This is a genomic window from Verrucomicrobium sp. 3C (genome assembly GCF_000379365.1).
Taxonomy (GTDB): Bacteria; Verrucomicrobiota; Verrucomicrobiia; order Methylacidiphilales; family Methylacidiphilaceae; genus Methylacidimicrobium.
On the sequence record NZ_KB901875.1, the window covers coordinates 684,455 to 704,077 of the forward strand.

The following is a 19,623-nucleotide window of genomic DNA, read 5'->3' on the forward strand; positions in this document are numbered from 1 at the left end:
TGCAAGGCGGGGCGCCGGTTTTCCCCCGGAGCTGTATGACGACATACTGCGAGGAGAGAAAACCAAGCCCAACGAAGCAGCCGGACGCATTTCGCCAGCCGCAGGAGAACGCTTGGGAGATAGGCAGCCTAAGGCCAAGGCTTGAAAAGAAGGGCAATCTCTCCCCCTGCCGAGCAACCCTTCGCCGAAGGCCATGGCTGATCGCTGCCTTCCTCCTGCTCTTCTCGCCGTCTCTCTTTTTCGTCCTTGCCGAAAATGGACATGCTGCCCCTCCGACCGTCTTGATCCGATGGTACGGTCACGCTTTCATCTATCTCATCGCTTCTTCGGGCATTCGGATCGCCATCGATCCTTTCGGCGACGAAACGGTGCACTATCGCTTCCCTGCCTCTCTTCAGGCTGATGTCGTCTTGATCAGCAACGAGGCAAACGATCGGTCCGCAGGAGAACGCATCCAGGGCACGCCTCAGCTTTTTCGCAGCGTCGCCGCCCTCGGCACCAATAATGCTCGCGGCCTTCTCTTCCGAGGCATCCTTACCTTTCGCGACAAGTCCCAAGGTGCCATTCATGGGCACAATACCGCTTTTGTTTTCGACCTGGATGGGATGCGCTTCGCCCATCTGGGCGACTTGGGACATCCCTTGAGTCCGGAATTGCTTGCCGAGTTTGGGAAGGTGGACGTTCTCTTTCTTCCCGTTGGCCGAGATACTCTGCTCGCCTCCGAGCTGGACAAGATCGCCGCAGATCTTGCGGCACGGGTGATCGTTCCCATCGCCTATCGAACGGACTTGAGCGGCGACTTGGAATTACGGACTCTGGCCAGCTACTTGGACAATCGAACCAATATCCGATGGATCGATGGGTCGGAGTTTTCTCTCTCCGCTCCGGAGTTGCCTCCCTCCCCAATGATCTATGCGTTCCGAGGCACTCCGTGAAACTGTTGGTTGTAGGCGGCGGCTGCCGGGAGCACGCTCTCTGCTGGTCGCTCGGTCAAGATCCGGAAGTCAAAAAGCTTTACGCGGCGCCCGGCAACGCCGGCACCGCGTTGCATGCCGAAAACCTGCCGGTTGCCGCTGACGACATCGGCTCGCTAACCGCCCTGGCGCAAGAACTAAGGCCGGATCTCACCATCGTCGGCCCCGAAGCCCCCCTCTGCGCCGGGATCACCGACGCCTTCGGACGGCACGGTCTTTCGGTTTTCGGACCGTCTGCTCGATCGGCGCGGCTCGAAGGCAGCAAGTCATGGACAAAGGCACTCGCCCAGCGATACGGCATTCCTACCGCGGAAGCCCGTTCCTTCGACGACCCCCTTGAAGCGATCTCCTTCAGTCGAGGGTTCCCCTTTCCCCAAGTCATCAAGGCCGATGGCCTTGCTTCCGGCAAAGGGGTCTTCATTGCGGCAGACTTTTCTCAAGCTCAGCAAGCGATTGCCTCCCTTATGCAACAACGCCTTCACGGAGCCGCGGGACGGCGAATCTTGATTGAGGCCTTCCTGGAAGGAGTCGAGCTTTCCGCTTTTGCTCTCTTTGATGCCAAGCAGTACACCGTCCTGGGCGCCGCCCACGACTATAAACGGGTCCAGGATGGCGACCACGGACCAAACACGGGAGGCATGGGTGCCTTCCTGCCAAGCCCGTTCGTCTCCCCAGCCTTGCTCCGACAGATCGAGGAATCGATCTTCTCCCGCCTGCATGCCGCCTGCACCGCCGAGCGTCTCGACTACCGCGGGGTGCTCTACGCCGGACTGATGGTGACCCGGGAAGGTCCTTTCCTCTTGGAGATCAATGTTCGCTTTGGAGATCCCGAAGCGCAGGTCCTCCTCCCCTCTCTGGAAACTCCCTTGAGCGAAATCGCCAGAGCAACCTGCCGTGACGAGTTGGGAAGACTTCATCTTCGCCGCCACCGTCGCTCCCTCGTCGGCGTTGTGATCGCTTCCGCCGGTTATCCCGAAAACCCGCGTCTGGACGACCCCATTCTCTTTTCCGACTCACAAACCCCCACTTCAGGAACGCAAGGCTTTCTCTTTTACGGCGCCACGAAGCGGAGCCAAGGGGTGCTTCGAACCGCTGGGGGAAGAGTCTTCACGGCTGTCGGCTGGGGCAATCGCCTTGTCGAGGCGCGGAAACATGCCTACGATCAGGTTGATGCAGTCTCCTTTGCTGGGATGCATTTCCGCAAGGATATCGCCTCTTTCCTTGCCGGCCTTCCGGTTCCGGAACCGGAAGCCTAGCCTGCATAGCTCACAAGCGTTCCTTTGCGGCTTGCGACATGGATACGACCCTTGTGAGTATGCAGGCTGGCCAGACTTGATTTCTCACTCCGCGCCATTATACTGCCGGCTATGTTCAAACGAATTTTGCTTTTGACGGTCACCAACGTCGCAGTCCTGGTACTGCTGACCGCCGTCATTTCTCTCTTGCACCTTGATCGCTGGCTGACGGCCGCCGGCATCAATTATCCGCTTCTTTTCGTCTTCTCGTTGGTCGTCGGTTTTGCGGGTAGCTTTATCTCCCTGGCTATCTCGAAGTGGATGGCCAAGATGACCTATCAGATTCAGGTCATCGATTCCCCGCAGACCGAAGGGGAGGAATGGCTGCTGAATACCGTACGATCCCTCGCGGCGCGTGCCCGGATTGCGATGCCGGAAGTCGGCATCTACCAGAGCCCGGAAGTCAACGCATTTGCTACGGGACCGTCCCGCTCCAACGCATTGGTCGCAGTCAGTTCCGGCCTTCTCTCCCAGATGAATCGCCGTCAGATCGAAGGAGTCCTCGGTCATGAACTTACCCATGTCTCGAATGGGGACATGGTCACCATGACGCTGCTGCAGGGGGTGGTGAACACTTTTGTGGTCTTCCTGTCCCGCATCATCGGTGTTGCCGTGGATAGTTTCCTCAATCGGGACCAGGACGAGCGCCGGGGCATGGGCATGGGATTCTTCGTCGGCATGTTCCTTTCCGAGATGGTCTTAGGGCTCCTCGCCTCTTTCATCGTCGCGTGGTACTCCCGGCAGAGGGAGTTTCGGGCGGACGCGGGGAGCGCCCACATCGCCGGGCCAGACGCGATGCTTTCGGCGCTTCGCGGGCTTCAGGCTCTTACCGAGGGCGGGCCAGCGATCGACGAGCGATCGGCCAGCCTGAACACCCTCAAGATCAATGGCAAGCCGAGCGGCTTTCTCTCCCTCCTAGCTACCCATCCTCCGCTTGAGGAGCGGATTGCTGCTTTGGAGCGGCTCCAGGCTACGGCTTGATTCGACCGATCCAGAGGTCGCCACAAGCCGCAAGGAGAACGCTTGTGTGACAGGCAGCCTAGACGAATGCGGGCGGGACCAAGACGATTTTTCCAGAAGCTCCCGGTTCCATGACCAGCCGCTGTGCCTGAGCTGCGGCAGGCATTGGCAGGACCATTCGAATGAACGGCTGCAGGATTCCTTTCTCCAAGCTTGCCGCCACCGCCGCCGAAATGATTTGCCGCTCCCTAGGAGAAGCGCAGAAAAGCGACATTCCCATGACGGAAAGGTCTCGGGAAATCAACCCACGCGGATCGATCTCTACCAACCCGCGGGAGCCAATCACGACGACCTTTCCTCCCATTGCCGTGACGTCAAAGTCCTTTCCCAGGTTGGCGTTCGCCAGCATCTCCAGCACGATGTCCACCCCCTTCCCTTTGGTGATCTCAAGGACTTGGCGAAAATGCTCGGGCGAGCGATGATCCAAGGCATGGTGAGCTCCTTCCTCTGAGATTCGTCTTCTCCCCTCCTCCCCGCCGGCAGTACCGATAACGGTCAGTCCGGCAGCTCGCGCGAGCTGAACGGCGGCCAGCCCCACGCTTCCGCTTGCCCCGTGAACGAGGACGACGTCCCGCGCCAGAGCCCCGGCGCGCAGAAAGAGCGCCCGATACGCAGTAGCGCAGGGCATTCCGACGGCGGCCCCTTGAGCAAAATCAAGAGTATCGCCAAGCCGCACCGCCTCTTCCTCGCGGCAGACGACCCGCTCGGCATAGGCTCCCGTGTTCTTCCACAGGGAAAAATAGACACGGTCTCCCGGATGAAATCGACGCACCCCCCGGCCTACCTCCTCGACTAGGCCGGATCCATCAAAGCCCGGGACAAACGGCAAGAGCGACGCACCGTGTCCTCCGGATCGAAGATAGACGTCGACCGGATTGACCCCTGCCGCCCGGACCGAGAGGAGAAGCTCGCCCGGGCCCGGGCGCGGCTCCCGAAACTCTTCCCACGACAAAACCTCCGGCCCCCCGTAAGCCTTGACCACGATTGCACGCATAGCGCTCGATCCTGACGCCGGACGCGGATCGGGGCAAGGATTGCGCTTTACCTCCTCTCGAGCAGCATCCGTTTTTTCTTTCCCTTCCCTCGAAAGCCGGCCTACTGCTTCAAAGCATGCAGACTAGTGCACGGAATCGCTTTTCCGGAAAGGTCGTCGCCATCAAGAAGGGACCGATCCTCGCTGAACTGGAGATCGAGGTTGGCAAGCAGACGTCGATGGTTTCCCACATCGCATTTTCGAGTCTGGCCGACTTGAGCTTGTCGGTCGGTTCCTTGGTTCAAGTCCTGATCAAGGCCTCCCAGGTCATCTTGCTTGCCGAGGATCGCCCTCTTCGACTGAGCACGCGGAACTGCTTTTGCGGAGCGGTGTCGGCACTCCACGACGGCGCGGTCAACACCGAGGTGATTCTCCAGATCCAAAAGGATCTGTCCGTCGTCGCGATCGTGACCAACGGGTCGGCGAGGGATCTTGATCTCCAGGTCGGCAAGAGAATCTGCGCCGCCTTCAATCCCTCGAGCGTGCTTCTCGCCTTGGTAGAATAACCTGTATCTCTCCCAAGCTTTCTCCCACGGTTTCCCCAAATCGCCTCGACTTTTCCTCGATCGATCTGGCCAGGGGCTCCTAACCTGCCTGTCTCCCAAAGTTCGAACCCAAGGCGCGGCGAAGTTTTCCCCTGGAGTGTAGGACGACATACCGCGAGGAGGGCCACAAACCCAACTCCCAACGAAGCAGACAGGACCATTGCGCAAGCCCGCAGGAGAACGCTTGGGAGACAGGCAGGCTAATCCCGCGGAGAAGAACGAGGATCAGCCGGTTCGTTTGCCAGAAGGTTCTTGGGCCCGAGCATGGCTGCGACCTCGCGGCAATATCCTTCGATGTCTGCAGCCTGCAGAATCGCGGAGACCATCACCACGCGATCCGCTCCCGCGCTCAAGACTGCCGGCAAATTGTCCCTCCGAATTCCGCCGATGCAAAAGAACGGTTTCTTCAGGCATCCGCGCACCTCCCCGATCAAAGGCAAACCGACGGGCTTGGCCTCGGGTTTTGTCGGCGTGGCAAAGACGGGGCCGACCGCAATGTAATCGGCTCCTTCCCGTTCCGCGGCTAAAGCCTGTTCCAGCGAGTGCGTCGATTTCCCGATCAGTTGCGCATCGTCAAGGATTTTCCGCGCCTCGGCAATGGGCGGATCTTCTTGACCGAGATGGACCCCATCTGCATCCACTCGCCGAGCCAAGAGAGGCCAATCGTTCACGAGGAAAAGAACTCCGACTGCATTGGCCTGTTCCCGCAAGGACAGGGCAAGTGCCTCCAACGATTCCGGCGTGCGGCCTTTCGCTCGAAGCTGCAGGACGTCGACTCCGCCGCCCACCATCTTTTCTGCAATCTTCCCAGGGTCCCTCGACCCCGCCACTTCCAGGTCAATGATTCCGTAAAGACGCGCCTGGCGAAGTCGCATCCTTCGAAGCCATAACCGTTCCGCTCCGTTCATGGCCGTTAGTCGGTCAGTGCTCCCTTCGAAGCCAACAGCCTAGGCAAAAAGCCAGTCGAATAGTTCCCTCTGCGGAAGTCGGGATCTTGGAGAATCGCCTTTCCGATCGGCACGGTCGTCTTGACCCCTTCCAAGACCAGTTCGTCTAACGCTCGTCCTAAGCGCGCCAGCGCGTCCTCTCGCGTCTGGCCAGATGCGATGATTTTTGCGAGCAGAGAGTCGTAATAGGGAGGAATCGTCGTGCCAAGAACCAAGTGAGAGTCGACGCGGATTCCAGGGCCGCCGGGAAACTGGAGGGCCTCGACCCTGCCCGGTGAAGGACGAAACTCTTTCCAGACATCCTCCGCGTTGATCCGCATCTCCACCGCATGTTGCACGACCGCTCGACTATCCCAAGTCTTATCGAGGGGATAGCCAGCGGCGATCTTGATCTGCTCCTTTACTAGGTCGATCCCGTAAGCCTGCTCGGTGACGGCATGCTCGACCTGGATGCGAGGGTTCATCTCGATGAAGTAGAAAGCGCCGCTGCCATCGACGAGAAATTCGACGGTTCCCACGCTTTCGTAGTGAATCGATTCCCCCAAGCGGACGGCTGCGCGACCCATCTTCTTACGAAGTCCTACATCCAGGATCGGGGAAGGCGATTCTTCCAAGAGCTTTTGATTCTTCCTCTGAATCGAGCAGTCTCTCTCTCCGAGATGGATAATCCGCCCCCGCTGATCCCCGACGATTTGAATCTCCACATGATGAGGACTTTCGATCAGCTTCTCCACATAAAGGTCGCCTTCCCCAAACGACTTTTCCGCCTCGATGCGCGCGGCATGAAAGCCTTGCACCAAGCTCACGTCGTTATGGGCCACGCGCATGCCCTTCCCCCCACCCCCTGCCACAGCCTTCAAGACGACCGGGAACCCAATCCGACGGGCCGCCTTCAGTGCTTCCTGCTCGTTCTCCACGATCCCTTCGCTCCCCGCAGGAACAGGGACGCCGAGCTTTTGCGCATGAAAGCGAGCCTGCACCTTGTCGCCTACCTTGGCGATGGCGGAGGCTGACGGTCCGATAAACTTAATATTACAACTCGAACATATTTCAGCGAAGTTGGCATTTTCCGCTAGGAACCCGTACCCGGGGTGAATGGCGTCCACGTCGCCGATTTCCGCAGCACTGATGATTCGATCGGCACGCAGGTAGCTCGACGATGCCGACCCCGATCCAATGCAGATCGCTTCGTCCGCCATCCGGACGGCCAAGGAATCTCGATCCGCGTCCGAGTAGACCGCCAAGACTCGGACTCCAAGTTCGCGGCAAGCCCGGATGACCCGGACGGCGATTTCCCCTCGGTTCGCAACGAGAACCTTGCTAAACATCCCTTGCACACCCATTTTTCAGGCCTCGGATGGCACTCTTCCGCTCTTTTCCTCTCGGTTTGCGGCCATCCCTGGGACGCGCCCCCTCGGCCATTAGTGCAAAGGTTCACCCAACTGGTATCGCACGAACCGACGGATCACGATGTTTTCCCCGATCTGGCCGATCTTTGCCCCCAGCACGTCGCGCACCGTCGCGTTCTGATCCTTGATGAAGGTCTGCTCCATGAGGCAATTCGTCGCAAAATACTTTTCCAACCTTCCCGCGACGATTTTTTCCAAGATCCCCTGGGGCTTCCCTACGTTCTCCGCCATGATTTCTTGGCGCACGCGCTCCACCTCCACAGCCGGCACTTGGTCACGGCTAACATATTGAGGATTTGCAGCAGCGATCTGGAGGGTAAGATCCTTTACCAAGCCCCGAAAGGCTTCATTGCGGGCCACGAAATCGGTTTCACAGTTCACTTCCACAAGGACGCCTACCCTATCGCCCACATGAATGTAGGACGCGATGACGCCTTCCGGAGTTTCCCGTGCCGACTTCTTTTGAGCCTTGGCAATCCCATGCTTCCAAAGCCACTTTTCAGCTTCTTGCAGAACTCCGCCTGACTGCTCGATCGCTCGCTTGCAGTCCATGACTCCCGCCCCGGTCTTCTCCCGGAGCTCCTTGATTCGCTCAAGCCCAATCCGTTCTTTCATGTTTCCGCCACCCATTTTCTTCGGCCACCGGCGTCAGCGTTCCCATTCCGAAGCCCCTACGTAATCAACGTGACGTCCACGAATGGCACATGGGAAGGCGCTTGCGTAGGCTGTTCTTGACCAGAGATTCCCTCGCCAGAGGCAGCCGGACTCCACCCCAGCCTCGTCTTCCCCTCGATGATCGACTGAGTAAGCTCTCGAAGAATCAGGCGGACCGAACGGATGGAGTCATCGTTGGCGGGAATAGGACAGTCGATTCCCTCGGGATCTGCATTCGTGTCCACGATCGCCACGACGGGAATGCGCAACTTCCTGGCTTCTGAGACGGCGATTGCCTCCCGCACGACATCCACCACGATCAGCGCCTCCGGGATCCTCTCCATTGCCCGGAGGCCCCAAAGATGCCGACGGAGCTTCCCATACTCCCGACGGAGAACGGCAACCTCCTTTTTGGGCATTCGGTCCATCAGGCCCTTTTCCTCGAGCTGGTCGATCCATCGCATCCGCTCTACCGATTTTCGGATCGTAACGAGGTTCGTGAGCGTGCCGCCAAGCCAACGGTGGCTGACGTAAAAAGATTCGCTCGCCGCCGCACACTCCTCGACAATCGGTTGCGCTTGCCTCTTGCAACCCACAAAGAGAACTTTACCGCCGCCTTCCGACAACTTCTCCAGGAAGCGCGACGCGCTTTCGAGTTGCTGTCTCGTCTTCTCCGGATCAATCCAGTGGATCCCGCCCCTCGATCCAGCGAGGTACCGCCTCATACGAGGATGCCACTTGTCGGTTCGATGTCCAAAATGCACCCCGGCCTCAACCAATGCCTTTACGTCCACCATCTCCTATCCTCGGTTTGCTGTTTGGATCTTTCCGTTAAAATTATCTTCCTCAGTGCTTGGGCGCGCCGCGCCGCACCTTCTGTAAGTCATTCGCCGTAGAGGAGAAAGGACCAATCTCAGGCCGGGGTCATACCTCGAACCTTCCCGATTCGTGTCTTTCTCCTGCGTTTCCCATCCGTTCTCCGTGCGAGTTGTCCACCATACGCGACGGGATCGATCGCCGCCAAGCCAAATCGCAATCCTCTGCCTTTTCCCTGCAGGGTCTTTTTTTATGAACGGCCAACTGATTCTGCGCCAGGGAGGGAAAAAAAGGCTAGACATGAGGCGACTTTTTCAATGCAATAGGCTCGACGAGACAGCGTTTCCATTCAGGAGCCAGTGGGGCAAGAGATTACGGACTGCGAGTTGCGATTGCCAGTTCTCCCGAAGAAATCGAATGGTTCGATCGGTAGTGGAAGGAACGCCACTATCTGGGGGCGGGGCGATCGGTGGGCGACGATTTGCGCCAGGTCATTGCCCAAGATGGGCAGGCGGTGGCGCTGCTGGTTTGGGGGCCGGCCTGCTACGCGCTCAAGGATCGGGATCGGTGGATTGGATGGAGCGCCGTACAGCGGGTGGAGCGGCTGAAGCTAATCGTACAAAACCGGCGTTTTCTGCTGCTCACCCCAAGGGGCAGCAGGCACCCAATCTGGCCTCCCAAGCTTTGGGAGCGGCCTTGCGGGCGTTGCCGGCCCAGTGGCGGGATCGCTTTGGCTACACTCCGCTTTTGGCCGAGAGCTTCACCGATCCGGAGGCCCATGCGGGGACCTGCTACAAGGCGAGCAACTGGGAAGCGGTAGGCTACAGCCGCCATCGGGCCGATTTTTACCTGCCCAGCGATCGGCCCAAGCGGCTCTGGCTGCGTCCGGCCTGCTCCTTTTGCGCTGTCGGCGGATACGCCCCAGCCTCGCACTCGAGGCGATCTCCCGATAAGGAAGCGGCTTGAGGTCTGGAAGCATCGACCTCGGACAGGGCGATCCTGCGGAAAGGAGGATCGGGGCGCCCTGGAATCGTCTTCTAGGGAAAAGATTTCCCGTGCCTGCAGGAAGGCTCTTGGACATAAATGCGTAAGGTGATTTTCGCGGCATGGCTGTAACCCGATTCGATTTTCCCAGGATTGCTCCCGTTTTCCGAAATCGCCTCGGTCGCTGCTCTTCCCCCGCTCCGCCAGGGGAGACGGCTTCGTAAACAACCCGCGACTGAAGTCGCAGGCTTTATCGTGAAGCGCAGACATGGTTGCCAACATCCGCACCTCCAACATTAGGCGTGCTTACGGCCGCCCTTGGCGGAACCATCGTTCCGCCAATCCGGGCAAGGTTCCGACTTGCGTTCAAGTCGCTATGCGCCCGGAGACCACAGTGAGGACACACGAACCGATGCTTCGTGCGTCTGCCCAATTGTTTACAAGACGAGCAGGTTTGGCTCGTGTAGGCCGGATCGACGTATTCGACCGCGATGCCGGCCGATTTCGCCTTGTACTCGACAAAGCGTTGGAGCTGCCGGAAGGCCCAGCGATGCAATCTTCCTCGCATGCGCTTGCCAGCCTTGAATCCGGTCTCGGATATGCGTCAGGTCCTCCATCATGATCTTGGCAACTCCGGCCTCGAGCGCCTCCCGCACGATGGCCTTGCTCGTCTCGTGGTTCACATGGGTGACGTGCCGCCGCTCCTTGCCGGAGACCTGCCGAAGCTTCTGTTTTGCGCTTCGGCTGCCGTTGGACTGGAGACGGCGACGCAGGGCGAGATGGCGGTCGCGACGATCGCACAGACGACCGCCGCCGAATATCCCTCCCAAACTATGTGCCGCGAGATTGTTTTCGCCGACATCCACGCCCATTACCGGGCCGGATGCGATCGGCTCCTTGTCGTCGGATTCGACGACGAGATTGAAATACCAGTTGCCTTTGCGAAAGACCAGTTCCGCCTCCTTCGGCCGGCCGAAGGAGAGGATGCGCCGCTGGTGTTCCCCAAGACGCATCGGAACGATGACGCGTCCGCCCAGGGTATAAAGCGAGACGGCATTCTTCTTGAGCGCGTAGGTGCGCTTGTCGAAGTGGACGTGGCGCGCTGGAAGCTGATTGCCGGAACCGGCGTGTCTTTCGGAATCCGCCCGGTTACCTTGAGTGCCTTGTACGCCTTGCAAACCGAAAAGATGGCATTGCAGCACATCTGGCTGCCCAGCGGAGTCGAAGAACGCAGATCCGAATAAGCGCGTTGATGCAATGCCACCCGATTCCAGACCCGATGCTCGCGAACGACGGCGGAAAGCCGCTGGCAGGCGTTCGCAAAGTCGGATTGCAGCGCGGCAAGCGCCGCTCGCTGCTCTGGCGACGCGTACAACTTGATCGACGCCGTGCGCATCATGGCCTATCGCCTCTTGGTGACGTGTTCGGATCGTTCGATGTAGCGACGGATGGTTTCCGCGCTGACATTGCCGGCGGTGCCGACGTAATAGGATGGAGACCAGAGATGTCCATCCCACAACCGCTCCTTAAGTGCTGGAAACCGTTGAAACAGCAAGCGAGCCGTAACGCCCTTGAGCACCTTGACGGCGTCGGCCACGGCAATGGCGGGAGGCATGCTGAGAAACAGATGGATGTGGTCCGGCTGAATCTCCTTGGAGATCATCGGCCAATCTCTTTCCGCGCAAATCGAATCCAGCATCGCTCGCATTTCCTCGGCCACCGGTCCCGTCAACACGTCGATCCGATACTTTGGGCACCATACCACATGGTATGCGGTTTGGTAAACACGATTGCGATTGGTGACAACTCGTTGCACATCTGGAATCCTACGTCACATGTCTCGTTCCCAGCAACCGCAATTCCTCCCGCGATTGAAATCGCAGGTTTCCTTGCAGGAACTCTATGAATCGGAATGCAGAATCGATGCCTCTGCTCACGCTGGCGGCTCTCGGCGTCGTCTTCGGAGATATCGGCACCAGTCCTCTCTATACGCTGAGTGCGTGTCTCTCCGCGACCTCTCTTCCCACCAACACCGGGAATCTCCTGGGGATTCTTTCCCTCCTCTTCTGGACCCTGACCCTGGTCGTGAGCATCAAATACGCATGGGTTGTCATGCGAGCAGACAATCATGGGGAGGGTGGGGTGATGGCGTTAACCGCGTTGGCTTCCCGTGCGACGCGAAAGAGCGGACGGATCTCCCAGAGGATTCTGATCATCGGGCTGCTGGGGGCGGCGCTTTTCTACGGCGATGGAGTGATCACGCCGGCCATTTCCGTCCTGTCGGCAACCGAAGGGATCGGAGTCGCCTCGCCGGCCGGAAAACCCTGGGTCATACCGCTGGCCTTGGGCATCATCGTCGGGCTCTTTTTCGTCCAACGCCGAGGCACCGCGGCCATCGCCCACCTCTTCGGGCCCGCCATGGCGATCTGGTTCCTCCTCCTCTTTGGCTCCGGCCTCCGCTGGGTCCTCACCGATCCGCAGATCCTGCTCGCCATGAATCCCTGGTTTGCCCTCCGTTTTCTCGGCATGCACGGGCTGGGGGGATTCCTGATTCTGGGAGGAGTCGTCCTTGCCGTGACCGGTGCGGAAGCCCTCTACGCTGATATGGGCCACTTCGGTTCCCGACCGATTCGGGCCGCATGGTTTGTTGTGGTCCTTCCTGCCTTGACGATGAACTACTTCGGGCAGGGCGCACTGCTCGATCGAAATCCCGCAGCCATCCAGAATCCTTTCTTCCAGCTTTTTCCTCCATGGGCGACACTGCCCATGGTCGCCGTTTCCGGGATCGCCACGGTGATCGCGTCGCAAGCGGTGATTTCCGGAGCCTATTCCGCGACCCACCAAGCTCTCCTTCTCGACTATCTGCCCCGGATGAAGATCATTCACACCTCGGAAGCCAAGCAGGGTCAGATCTATTTGCCGGCGCTCAATTGCCTCTTGCTGGGGGCGGCAATCGCCGTAGTTCTCTGGTTCCGGTCTTCCGCCGCCCTCAGTTCCGCCTATGGGACGGCCGTCACCGGCACGATGATGCTCACGACCCTCTTGGTCGTCTTCATCGCCCGCCGGTCCTGGAAATGGTCGCTCTGGGGCACGGGTCTTTTCTTCGGCTGCTTTATCGTACTCGATGGAGTCTTCTTCGGCGCAAATCTCATGAAATTCCGGGAAGGAGGATGGTTCCCTCTGGTGATCGGCCTAGGGGTCTTCCTTTTGATGTCCACCTGGCATCGAGAGCGTGAGCTCCTCACTCGGAAACTCTATCCGGAAACTCTCCGCGTCGAAGGTTTCCTCGGTTCCCTCTCCCCCGCCTCACCGATCCGGGTTCCCGGCACCGCCGTCTATCTAACCTCCGGAGCGCACGGCCTTCCCCATGCCCTCCTCCAGAATCTCACCCACAATAAAGTGCTTCACGAACAGATCATCCTTCTCACGCTCCTTTTCGAGGAAGCGCCGCGAATCCCTCCCTCGGAACGAGTGACGCTCCAAAAGCACCAAAAAGGATTCGTACGCCTCGTCGCCCGCTATGGGTTCATGGAGCATCCCGACATCCAGGGGCTACTCGATTCCTGCGTCCATCAGGGCATGCTCTGCCCTCTTCCGGATGTTACCTACTTCCTCTCCCGTCAACTGGTGGTTCCCACGGGGAAGGTGGGCCTCGATTTCTGGAGAGAGCGGCTCTTTGCCCTGATGCTCCGGATCTCTACGGGCGGCAGTGACTTTTTCGGTCTTCCCCCCGCCCGTGTGATGGAGCTTGGGGATGTCGTTGAGCTTTCTCCGGTGGAGTGCTGCCCCCTAAAGGGGCGGTCGGCCTGATGATGGGTTGCGCGCGCGATCGAGCGCAAGCCGCAGGAGAGCGCTTGGGAGAGAGGCAGGCTAGGTTTGAGGCAGCAAGCCCCTGCGACGCAGGCCAGGCCGCCGGCCTCTCCAAGAAGAGCGTCTGGGAGCCGATCCTTCTCGCCCTCCGATGGAGGGAGTCCGAGGGGACCCTTCCGGAGCGAACCCCTCGATCCGCTTCCTTTCGAGGCTTCGACCGAGAAAGCGCTCCAGCGCCCGGAGGGCACCAAACTCCTCCCGGGTCACGAAGCTGATCGCATCCCCGGTGGCCTGGGCCCGTCCCGTCCGACCGATTCGGTGAACATAGTCGTCGGCGGTCGCGGGAAAATCGAAATTGACAACGTGGGAAATGCCAGCCACATCGATCCCCCGAGCGGCAATGTCGGTTGCCACGAGGACGCGGACCTCTCCCGCCTTGAAAACCTCCAGGGCCCGCGTCCGCTGGCTCTGGGATCGATTCGCATGGATGATCGCCGTTCGCACTCCGGCGCGTTCCAATGTCCTCGCAATCCGATCCGCGCCATGTTTGGTCCGAGAAAAGACAAGCACGGTCTGCAACTCAGAGTCCTCCAATACGTGGCAGAGCAGATCGGCTTTCCGGGACATCTCTACTTCATACACCAGCTGCTTGACGGCCTCTACCGGATTGGCCCGGCGACCGATCTCGATCACTTCGGGGGAAGTGAGGAATTCCTGGGCCAGAGCCTCGATCTCGGCCGAACAGGTTGCCGAAAAGAGCAGCGTCTGCCGCTTGCGCAGGATCCATTTCATGATCTTGCGAATCGAGGGTAGAAAGCCCATGTCGAGCATGCGGTCGGCTTCGTCGAAGACCAGAAACTCAAGCCGGGAGAGGTTGCCGTGCCCCTGCTCCAGCAGATCCAGAAGCCGTCCGGGGCAGGCCACGACGAGGTCCACCCCGGAGCGTAGGGCGGCGACCTGGGGTCGTCCCGCTACGCCTCCGAAAACGGTGGCCATCCGCAACGGAAGGTACTTGCCATAGGCCCGCACATTTTCCTCAATCTGCGCCGCCAGCTCTCGTGTCGGAGCCAGGATGAGCGCCCGGGTACCGCTACGCGCCGGGATGTTGCCTTCCGGACAGAGCTTGGCGAGGATCGGCAAGGTAAAAGCCGCTGTTTTCCCGGTCCCGGTCTGGGCGATGCCGATGAGGTCGCGTCCGGCGAGGATGGGGGGAATGGCCGCCGCCTGAATCGGAGTCGGTGTCGTGTAGCCGGCCTCCTCGACTGCTTGCCAAATTTTGGCTCCCAGAGGAAAATCTCGGAAGGAAAGAGAAGAATGCATAGGGATACTCACTGGGTTCTGTGGTATTCCCCTAGGCGCGCCGAACATACGGCTCGGTAGACGAAATCTCCCATCAGGGAGCGGTTAGTTAATGCCGATCTGCTCCCCGCAGGAATAACCAGAGGGGTAGCAGCAAGCGAACCTTCACAGAATTGCACGCAAGCTAACGAGGCGACCACTGCTTCGGCAAGCAGAAAGTTTTTCTTTCCTCATTCTCCAGGGAAAGACATCTTCCTTTCCTGCTCACTCGTCCCGTTGGGAACGGTCAAGCGGATTCGGGCATCCCCTTCAGGGAGGCCCCAAGCGGCGACTCTGGTCGCTCTGCTCGGACACGGCTCCGGCGCTTCCCGCGTCTGCTTCGTGCAGGGCAACCACCCCACCAGTCAACCTCTGAAAGCGGACCGAGCCAAACCCGGCGCGCTCCATCTCCTCGGCGAGATCCTCTGCCCCGGGGAAAGCAGCGATCGAAGAGGCAAGATACCGGTAGGCTTCGCGCGGCGCTCCGAAGAGGCGGGCGATTTCCGGAAGGATCGACCTTAGATAGAAAAAGTAGGCCGGAGCGATCCAGGCCCAGGGACGGGAGAACTCAAGGATAAAAGCCGCCCCTCCAGGGCGGAGGATGCGTCGCATCTCGGCAAAGGCGCGGCTGCGGTCTGAAAAGTTGCGCAGCCCAAAGGCGACGGTAACGACGTCGAAGCTCCCGTCGGGAAAAGGAAGCGCCAGAGCATCGGCTTGGAGCAGACGCTGCAGCCCCTTGGCGCGGGCGACCGCGAGCATCGCGGGGGAGACGTCGACCCCCCAGGCTTCCTCCAGACCCGAAACGCGGCGCTCGAGCAGCCGCAAGATATCCCCGCTGCCGGTCGCGACGTCGAGCAGCCGCTTGGGCCTGCGCCGTCGGACGGCAGTGGCAACCCTTGCTCTCCACCACCAATCGGTCCCAAGGCTTAAGAGGTGGTTGAGAAAGTCGTAGTGCCGCGCCACCGAGTCGAAGAGTTCGCCCATCGATCCGGCGGGTCTCGGGCAAGGTCCTTCCGGATGAGTGTGCGGTTGGGGCGGGAGGCGGGAAGAGGCCATGAGCAACTTTTCGACGAACTACCGGGCAGACATGCTGGCGCACCGAGCAGGGGAGTGCAAGCGAAGAGCAACAGGGGTGTGAGGTAGACAACCAGACAACGAAAGACGTTGGAGTTCGCCTCCGCCGCCGTGCTATGGTAAGAACACTTATGCAGATTCGAGCGGATCTCCATTGCCATTCCTATTTTTCGGCCGATGGGGTCGCTCCGCCCGAGGAGATGATCCGTATCGCTCGGCAGAAGGGGTTGAACGCCATTGCCCTGACCGACCACAACAGCTGCGCGGGGGTGGATTACCTCGAGTCGAAGGGCCTGCTCCGCCCCCAGGGGACTCCGATCGACGGCTTTCTGGTCATCCCAGGCCAGGAAATCAGCACCCGGGAAGGCCATCTCCTGGCCCTGGGCTTGCGCCTGCCGGATCTCCATGGCATCTTGGCTGCGGATGCCGTTGCCCTGATCCGCAGCCAAGGGGGATTCTCGATCGCCCCGCATCCGTTCGATTATTTTCGCGCCGGGATTCGCAGCCGGACGCTCGATGCCTTGCCTCTGGACGCTATCGAGGTTTTTAACGCGGCGGCGACGCTGCGCCGGAGCAACCGGCAGGCGTTTCATTACGCCAAGGCCCGGGGACTTCCGATGGTGGCAGCCAGCGACTCTCATGAGGCCGAAGCGATCGGGACCGCCTATGTGATCTTGGAGGCGGAGGAGTTCTCCGTAACCGGAGTCCTCGCCGCACTTCGCAAAGGATCGGCGAAGTTCGAAGAGCACTACATCAAGCCGCAAGCAGCCTTGCGAAAGACTTGGCATAATCTCTTTCGCTTTCGGCATAATCGCGTTTCGGTCTCGTCGAGCAGGACGCGATGAGCTACGCGCTGATTTCCGTATCGGATAAAACTGGGCTCGTTCCTTTCGCGGAGGCTCTCACACGGGTCGGCATCACGATTCTCTCCACCGGAGGGACGGCAAGGGCCCTTCGAAATGCCCGACTCCCCGCTCAGGAACTCGAGGTCGTGACGGGCTTTCCCGAGCTCTTGGGCGGTCGGGTGAAGACGCTCCATCCCAAGATCCATGGAGGCATCCTCTGGCTCCGCGAAAATGAAGAGCACGACCGCCAGCGACAGGCGTTCGGCCTTCCCGAGATTCGATTCGTGGTGGTCAACCTCTATCCCTTTCTGGAGACAATCCGAAGGCCGGGCGTGGCGCTCGAGGAGGCGATCGAGAAGATCGACATTGGAGGGTGCGCCCTCGCGCGGAGTGCCGCCAAGAATTACCGACACGTGACGGTTGTTGTCGATCCTCGGGATTACCCGGAAGTGATCCGAGAGCTCGCTCAGTCCGGAGAGACGAGCCTCGGGCTGCGCCAGCGGTTGGCCGTCAAAGCCTTTGCACAGGTCTCGGCGTATGATTCCGCCATCGCCGGCTATCTACGGGAACGCATCGGCATCGACGAGCTTCCCGCCACGTGGAGCCTTCCCCTTGTGAACGGCCAATCGCTCCGATACGGGGAAAACCCTCACCAACGAGGAATCCTCTACGGGGAGTTCTGGCTCCACTTCCAGCAGCTGCACGGGAAAGAGCTCTCGTACAACAACCTGCTGGACATCGACAGCGGGATCTCGCTCCTCCCGGATTTTTCCGAGCGGCCGACCGTGGCGATCCTCAAGCACGGCACCCCCTGCGGGGTCGGCTCGGCCGAAACCCTCCCCAAGGCGTGGGAAAAGGCCCTGGCAACCGACCGCGAAGCCCCCTTTGGAGGAGTGGTTGCGGTGAATCGACCGGTCGATCTCTCCTTCGCGGAAACCCTGTCGGAGGTTTTCACCGAAGTGACGATTGCGCCGGAATTCGATCCGCAAGCCCTGGCGCTTTTGCAGAAGAAGAAAAACCTGCGGCTGCTTTCCGCTGACTTCTCGCAGATTCCACGACACCGCTTTTCCTTCCGATCCATCCTCGGCGACTCGATCCTCGCTCAGGAGCCCGATGCCGCAGCTCTCGACTCGGAACCTCGGCGGGTCGTCAGCCGCCGCCTCCCGACTCCGAAGGAACGGGAAGCGATGGAGTTTGTCTGGCGGGTCTGCAAGCATGTGCGGTCCAATGCGATCGTCTTCGGAGCGACGGATCGCACCCTCGGGATCGGCGCGGGCCAGATGTCCCGGGTCGACGCGGTACGCTTGGCGATCGCCAAGGCGAAGAACGCGGGCCTCTCGCTCGCGGGAAGCGCGGTCGCCTCCGATGGCTTTTTCCCCTTCCCCGATTCGGTCGTCTACGCCGCCGAAGCCGGAGCGACGGCAGTGATTCAGCCGGGAGGGAGCATTCGGGATCCGGAGGTGATTGCCGCAGCCGATGAGCACGGGATCGCCCTCGTCTTCACTGGCAGGCGCCACTTTCGCCACTGAACGCGGTTAGCAGCCATTTCTCACAAATTCCGTACCCGAGGGCGCGGCGGATGGGGCTGGATGCAAGACGGGGCCCAGGTTTTCCCCCGGAGCAGCTGTATGACGACATACTGCCAGGAGGGAAAACCAAGTCCCAACGAAGCAGGAAGGTCCCTCTCGCAAGCCGCAGGAGAAAGCTTAGGAAAGAAATGGCGGCTAGTGTGCTGAACGATAAATAGCTATGTATTAGCTTTTGCTTCGATTGCTGCGCGGGAACGCTGGATTTTTTCCAAAATGGCCTGCCCTTCAGCCTTCCAAACGTATCGCTTGGGCGAAAGGTCGCGGTCCTGCAGATAGGCCTCTATTGAAGCGACCAATTCCTTGGTGCTTGTAAAGCTGCCGTCCCGGATGCAGTCCACCGTCAAATCCCGGAAAAAGCGTTGCACCAGATTCATCCACGAACTGGACGTTGGCGTGAAGTGAAGGTGGATTCTGTGGGTTCCCCGCATGCGCTCCTGACGCTTGTTGCGCGCGTGGATCCACTCCATGACGAGCGGTTGCTTGTGCGTGGCATAGTTATCGACGACCAGGTGGAGCGACAAAGAGGAAGGGGTTTCCCTATCGAGTTTCTTTAGGAAGGCGAGCCACTCTTTATGAGTGTGTTGAGGAGCCGTCTGGCGGAATATCGTTCCGTCCAAATAGCTCAAGGCCGCGAAAAGCGTGATCGTTCCGTGCCGGACATAGTCATGGGTGCCGGTGCGAACCCATCGAGGCCCAAGAGGCAAAGCGATTTGTGTGCGCTCCAGGGCCTGGCATTGGCTTTTCTCATCACAGCAGAGGACCAGCGCCCGTTTTGGCGGATTAAGATAAAGACCGATCACATCCCAAAACTTCTCTTCAAATCGGGGATCATTCGATACCTTGAAGGTGCGGTGGAGGTGGGGTTTTAAGTCATTGGCCCTCCAAAGTCTCTGCACCGTGTTGGCCGAGACCCCTTTGGCCTTCGCCATCTTACGCGAGGACCATTGGGTAAATCCTTTGGGAGGCCGCGTGACCTCCGTAATAATCTCCTTCTTGATCCGATCGCTGATGCTTGGCTTGCGTCCGGATCTCCTGGCTTCGCGCAAGCCTTCAATTCCCCGCTCCCGGAAGCGCCTCTCCCATTGAACAACCACCGGGCGGTTGACCCCTTCGGTGCGCGCCGTCTGCTCTTGGGTGAGCCCATTGATGCGGTGGAGAATGATTCTCGCTCGCCGCGCCTCACGTTGCGGTGTCATGGGACGATTGATCATGCTTTGGAGTTCGTGTTTCTGCTTGTCGCTCGCTGGAAGAATGCGGATGGATCTGCCCATTTATCCAAAATATCAGAAC

19 protein-coding genes and 1 pseudogene are annotated in these 19,623 nt (G+C 59.8%); 9 read left to right on the forward strand and 11 right to left on the reverse strand.

Going from position 1 to position 19,623, the window contains the following annotated elements; translation table 11 throughout:
* The first annotated feature begins 35 nt into the window (after window positions 1-35).
* From A37A_RS18115 to htpX, 3 genes are all read left to right on the forward strand, one after another.
* Window positions 36-935: an MBL fold metallo-hydrolase gene (locus tag A37A_RS18115; RefSeq protein WP_018290238.1), complete on the forward strand. Its 900-nt coding sequence runs from the start codon at window positions 36-38 to the stop codon at window positions 933-935.
* Window positions 932-2,230, forward strand: a complete 1,299-nt coding sequence (gene purD / locus A37A_RS15710; protein WP_018290239.1) for a phosphoribosylamine--glycine ligase — start codon at window positions 932-934, stop codon at window positions 2,228-2,230. Before A37A_RS18115 ends, purD begins: the two co-directional genes overlap by 4 nt.
* A 111-nt stretch (window positions 2,231-2,341) precedes the next feature.
* A complete protein-coding gene (gene htpX, locus A37A_RS0104005) occupies window positions 2,342-3,250 on the forward strand; it encodes a protease HtpX (protein ID WP_018290240.1) in 909 nt (302 codons plus the stop codon).
* Between the two features lie 58 nt (window positions 3,251-3,308).
* On the opposite strand, the gene A37A_RS0104010 is transcribed toward htpX, so the two are convergent.
* A complete protein-coding gene (locus tag A37A_RS0104010; RefSeq protein ID WP_018290241.1) occupies window positions 3,309-4,283 on the reverse strand; it encodes an NADPH:quinone reductase in 975 nt (324 codons plus the stop codon).
* A 116-nt stretch (window positions 4,284-4,399) separates the two neighbouring features.
* Here A37A_RS0104010 and A37A_RS0104015 point away from each other — a divergent pair, with 116 nt between their 5' ends.
* The gene (locus tag A37A_RS0104015) at window positions 4,400-4,828 is read left to right on the forward strand and encodes a molybdopterin-binding protein (RefSeq protein WP_018290242.1); all 429 of its coding nucleotides are present in this window, start codon (window positions 4,400-4,402) and stop codon (window positions 4,826-4,828) included.
* A gap of 239 nt (window positions 4,829-5,067) precedes the next feature.
* On the opposite strand, the gene thiE is transcribed toward A37A_RS0104015, so the two are convergent.
* The 4 genes from thiE to rpsB all read right to left on the reverse strand — a co-directional run bounded on the left by thiE (window position 5,068) and on the right by rpsB (window position 8,674).
* The gene (gene thiE, locus A37A_RS15715) at window positions 5,068-5,742 is read right to left on the reverse strand and encodes a thiamine phosphate synthase (RefSeq protein ID WP_231363756.1); all 675 of its coding nucleotides are present in this window, start codon (window positions 5,740-5,742) and stop codon (window positions 5,068-5,070) included.
* A 38-nt stretch (window positions 5,743-5,780) separates the two neighbouring features.
* Window positions 5,781-7,142 carry an acetyl/propionyl/methylcrotonyl-CoA carboxylase subunit alpha gene (locus tag A37A_RS0104025; protein ID WP_018290244.1) on the reverse strand — a complete coding sequence of 454 codons (1,362 nt, stop codon included), beginning with the start codon at window positions 7,140-7,142 and terminating at the stop codon, window positions 5,781-5,783.
* Between the two features lie 93 nt (window positions 7,143-7,235).
* Window positions 7,236-7,838 (reverse strand): translation elongation factor Ts, encoded by a 603-nt coding sequence (tsf, locus tag A37A_RS0104030; protein ID WP_026195638.1) that lies wholly within the window; start codon window positions 7,836-7,838, stop codon window positions 7,236-7,238.
* 56 nt (window positions 7,839-7,894) lie between these two features.
* Window positions 7,895-8,674, reverse strand: a complete 780-nt coding sequence (gene rpsB, locus A37A_RS0104035) for a 30S ribosomal protein S2 (protein WP_020493987.1) — start codon at window positions 8,672-8,674, stop codon at window positions 7,895-7,897.
* A 488-nt stretch (window positions 8,675-9,162) separates the two neighbouring features.
* Between rpsB and A37A_RS21995 the strand changes: the two are divergent.
* Both A37A_RS21995 and A37A_RS21730 read left to right on the forward strand, forming a co-directional pair.
* A pseudogene (locus A37A_RS21995) lies at window positions 9,163-9,270 on the forward strand (hypothetical protein); the annotation flags it as partial.
* Window positions 9,270-9,659: a hypothetical protein gene (locus A37A_RS21730; protein WP_343122732.1), complete on the forward strand. Its 390-nt coding sequence runs from the start codon at window positions 9,270-9,272 to the stop codon at window positions 9,657-9,659. The pseudogene A37A_RS21995 and the gene A37A_RS21730, both read left to right, overlap by 1 nt.
* 268 nt (window positions 9,660-9,927) lie before the next feature.
* Here A37A_RS21730 and A37A_RS21215 read toward each other — a convergent pair whose 3' ends face one another.
* From A37A_RS21215 to tnpA, 3 genes are all read right to left on the reverse strand, one after another.
* Window positions 9,928-10,233 carry a transposase gene (locus A37A_RS21215; protein WP_231363758.1) on the reverse strand — a complete coding sequence of 102 codons (306 nt, stop codon included), beginning with the start codon at window positions 10,231-10,233 and terminating at the stop codon, window positions 9,928-9,930.
* The gene (locus tag A37A_RS21220) at window positions 10,115-10,855 is read right to left on the reverse strand and encodes a transposase (protein WP_231363759.1); all 741 of its coding nucleotides are present in this window, start codon (window positions 10,853-10,855) and stop codon (window positions 10,115-10,117) included. The genes A37A_RS21215 and A37A_RS21220 overlap by 119 nt, the downstream gene beginning before the upstream one ends.
* Before the next feature lie 224 nt (window positions 10,856-11,079).
* Window positions 11,080-11,493 carry an IS200/IS605 family transposase gene (gene tnpA / locus A37A_RS0104050; protein ID WP_020493990.1) on the reverse strand — a complete coding sequence of 138 codons (414 nt, stop codon included), beginning with the start codon at window positions 11,491-11,493 and terminating at the stop codon, window positions 11,080-11,082.
* A gap of 86 nt (window positions 11,494-11,579) precedes the next feature.
* Here tnpA and A37A_RS0104055 point away from each other — a divergent pair, with 86 nt between their 5' ends.
* Window positions 11,580-13,487 carry a potassium transporter Kup gene (locus A37A_RS0104055; RefSeq protein ID WP_018290248.1) on the forward strand — a complete coding sequence of 636 codons (1,908 nt, stop codon included), beginning with the start codon at window positions 11,580-11,582 and terminating at the stop codon, window positions 13,485-13,487.
* A 60-nt stretch (window positions 13,488-13,547) separates the two neighbouring features.
* Here A37A_RS0104055 and A37A_RS0104060 read toward each other — a convergent pair whose 3' ends face one another.
* Complete coding sequence (locus tag A37A_RS0104060; RefSeq protein WP_231363761.1) at window positions 13,548-14,819, reverse strand: DEAD/DEAH box helicase; 1,272 nt, start codon at window positions 14,817-14,819, stop codon at window positions 13,548-13,550.
* Between the two features lie 276 nt (window positions 14,820-15,095).
* Window positions 15,096-15,881 carry a ubiquinone/menaquinone biosynthesis methyltransferase gene (locus A37A_RS0104065; RefSeq protein WP_196799489.1) on the reverse strand — a complete coding sequence of 262 codons (786 nt, stop codon included), beginning with the start codon at window positions 15,879-15,881 and terminating at the stop codon, window positions 15,096-15,098.
* A 149-nt stretch (window positions 15,882-16,030) separates the two neighbouring features.
* On the opposite strand from A37A_RS0104065, the gene A37A_RS0104070 reads away from it, so the two are divergent.
* Window positions 16,031-16,744, forward strand: coding sequence for a PHP domain-containing protein (locus tag A37A_RS0104070; RefSeq protein WP_018290251.1), 714 nt, complete (start codon window positions 16,031-16,033; stop codon window positions 16,742-16,744).
* Window positions 16,741-18,273 carry a bifunctional phosphoribosylaminoimidazolecarboxamide formyltransferase/IMP cyclohydrolase gene (gene purH / locus A37A_RS0104075; RefSeq protein ID WP_018290252.1) on the forward strand — a complete coding sequence of 511 codons (1,533 nt, stop codon included), beginning with the start codon at window positions 16,741-16,743 and terminating at the stop codon, window positions 18,271-18,273. Before A37A_RS0104070 ends, purH begins: the two co-directional genes overlap by 4 nt.
* A gap of 218 nt (window positions 18,274-18,491) precedes the next feature.
* Here the strand turns inward: purH and A37A_RS0104080 are convergent, their stop codons facing one another.
* On the reverse strand, window positions 18,492-19,529 hold the full coding sequence (locus A37A_RS0104080) for an IS630 family transposase (RefSeq protein ID WP_155996471.1): 1,038 nt from the start codon (window positions 19,527-19,529) through the stop codon (window positions 18,492-18,494).
* Window positions 19,530-19,623 lie beyond the last annotated feature (94 nt).

What these genes read in the sequence shown, in the direction of transcription:
- rpsB (WP_020493987.1), bottom strand. Translation starts at nt 8,674, where the DNA reads ATGGTGGACGTAAAGGCATTGGTTGAGGCCGGGGTGCATTTTGGACAT.
- A37A_RS21730 (WP_343122732.1), top strand. Translation starts at nt 9,270, where the DNA reads ATGGAGCGCCGTACAGCGGGTGGAGCGGCTGAAGCTAATCGTACAAAA.
- A37A_RS0104065 (WP_196799489.1), bottom strand. Translation starts at nt 15,881, where the DNA reads ATGGCCTCTTCCCGCCTCCCGCCCCAACCGCACACTCATCCGGAAGGA.
- tsf (WP_026195638.1), bottom strand. Translation starts at nt 7,838, where the DNA reads ATGAAAGAACGGATTGGGCTTGAGCGAATCAAGGAGCTCCGGGAGAAG.
- A37A_RS0104015 (WP_018290242.1), top strand. Translation starts at nt 4,400, where the DNA reads ATGCAGACTAGTGCACGGAATCGCTTTTCCGGAAAGGTCGTCGCCATC.
- thiE (WP_231363756.1), bottom strand. Translation starts at nt 5,742, where the DNA reads ATGCGACTTCGCCAGGCGCGTCTTTACGGAATCATTGACCTGGAAGTG.
- A37A_RS0104010 (WP_018290241.1), bottom strand. Translation starts at nt 4,283, where the DNA reads ATGCGTGCAATCGTGGTCAAGGCTTACGGGGGGCCGGAGGTTTTGTCG.
- A37A_RS0104025 (WP_018290244.1), bottom strand. Translation starts at nt 7,142, where the DNA reads ATGTTTAGCAAGGTTCTCGTTGCGAACCGAGGGGAAATCGCCGTCCGG.
- A37A_RS0104055 (WP_018290248.1), top strand. Translation starts at nt 11,580, where the DNA reads ATGAATCGGAATGCAGAATCGATGCCTCTGCTCACGCTGGCGGCTCTC.
- A37A_RS0104070 (WP_018290251.1), top strand. Translation starts at nt 16,031, where the DNA reads ATGCAGATTCGAGCGGATCTCCATTGCCATTCCTATTTTTCGGCCGAT.
- htpX (WP_018290240.1), top strand. Translation starts at nt 2,342, where the DNA reads ATGTTCAAACGAATTTTGCTTTTGACGGTCACCAACGTCGCAGTCCTG.
- A37A_RS18115 (WP_018290238.1), top strand. Translation starts at nt 36, where the DNA reads ATGACGACATACTGCGAGGAGAGAAAACCAAGCCCAACGAAGCAGCCG.
- purH (WP_018290252.1), top strand. Translation starts at nt 16,741, where the DNA reads ATGAGCTACGCGCTGATTTCCGTATCGGATAAAACTGGGCTCGTTCCT.
- A37A_RS0104080 (WP_155996471.1), bottom strand. Translation starts at nt 19,529, where the DNA reads ATGACACCGCAACGTGAGGCGCGGCGAGCGAGAATCATTCTCCACCGC.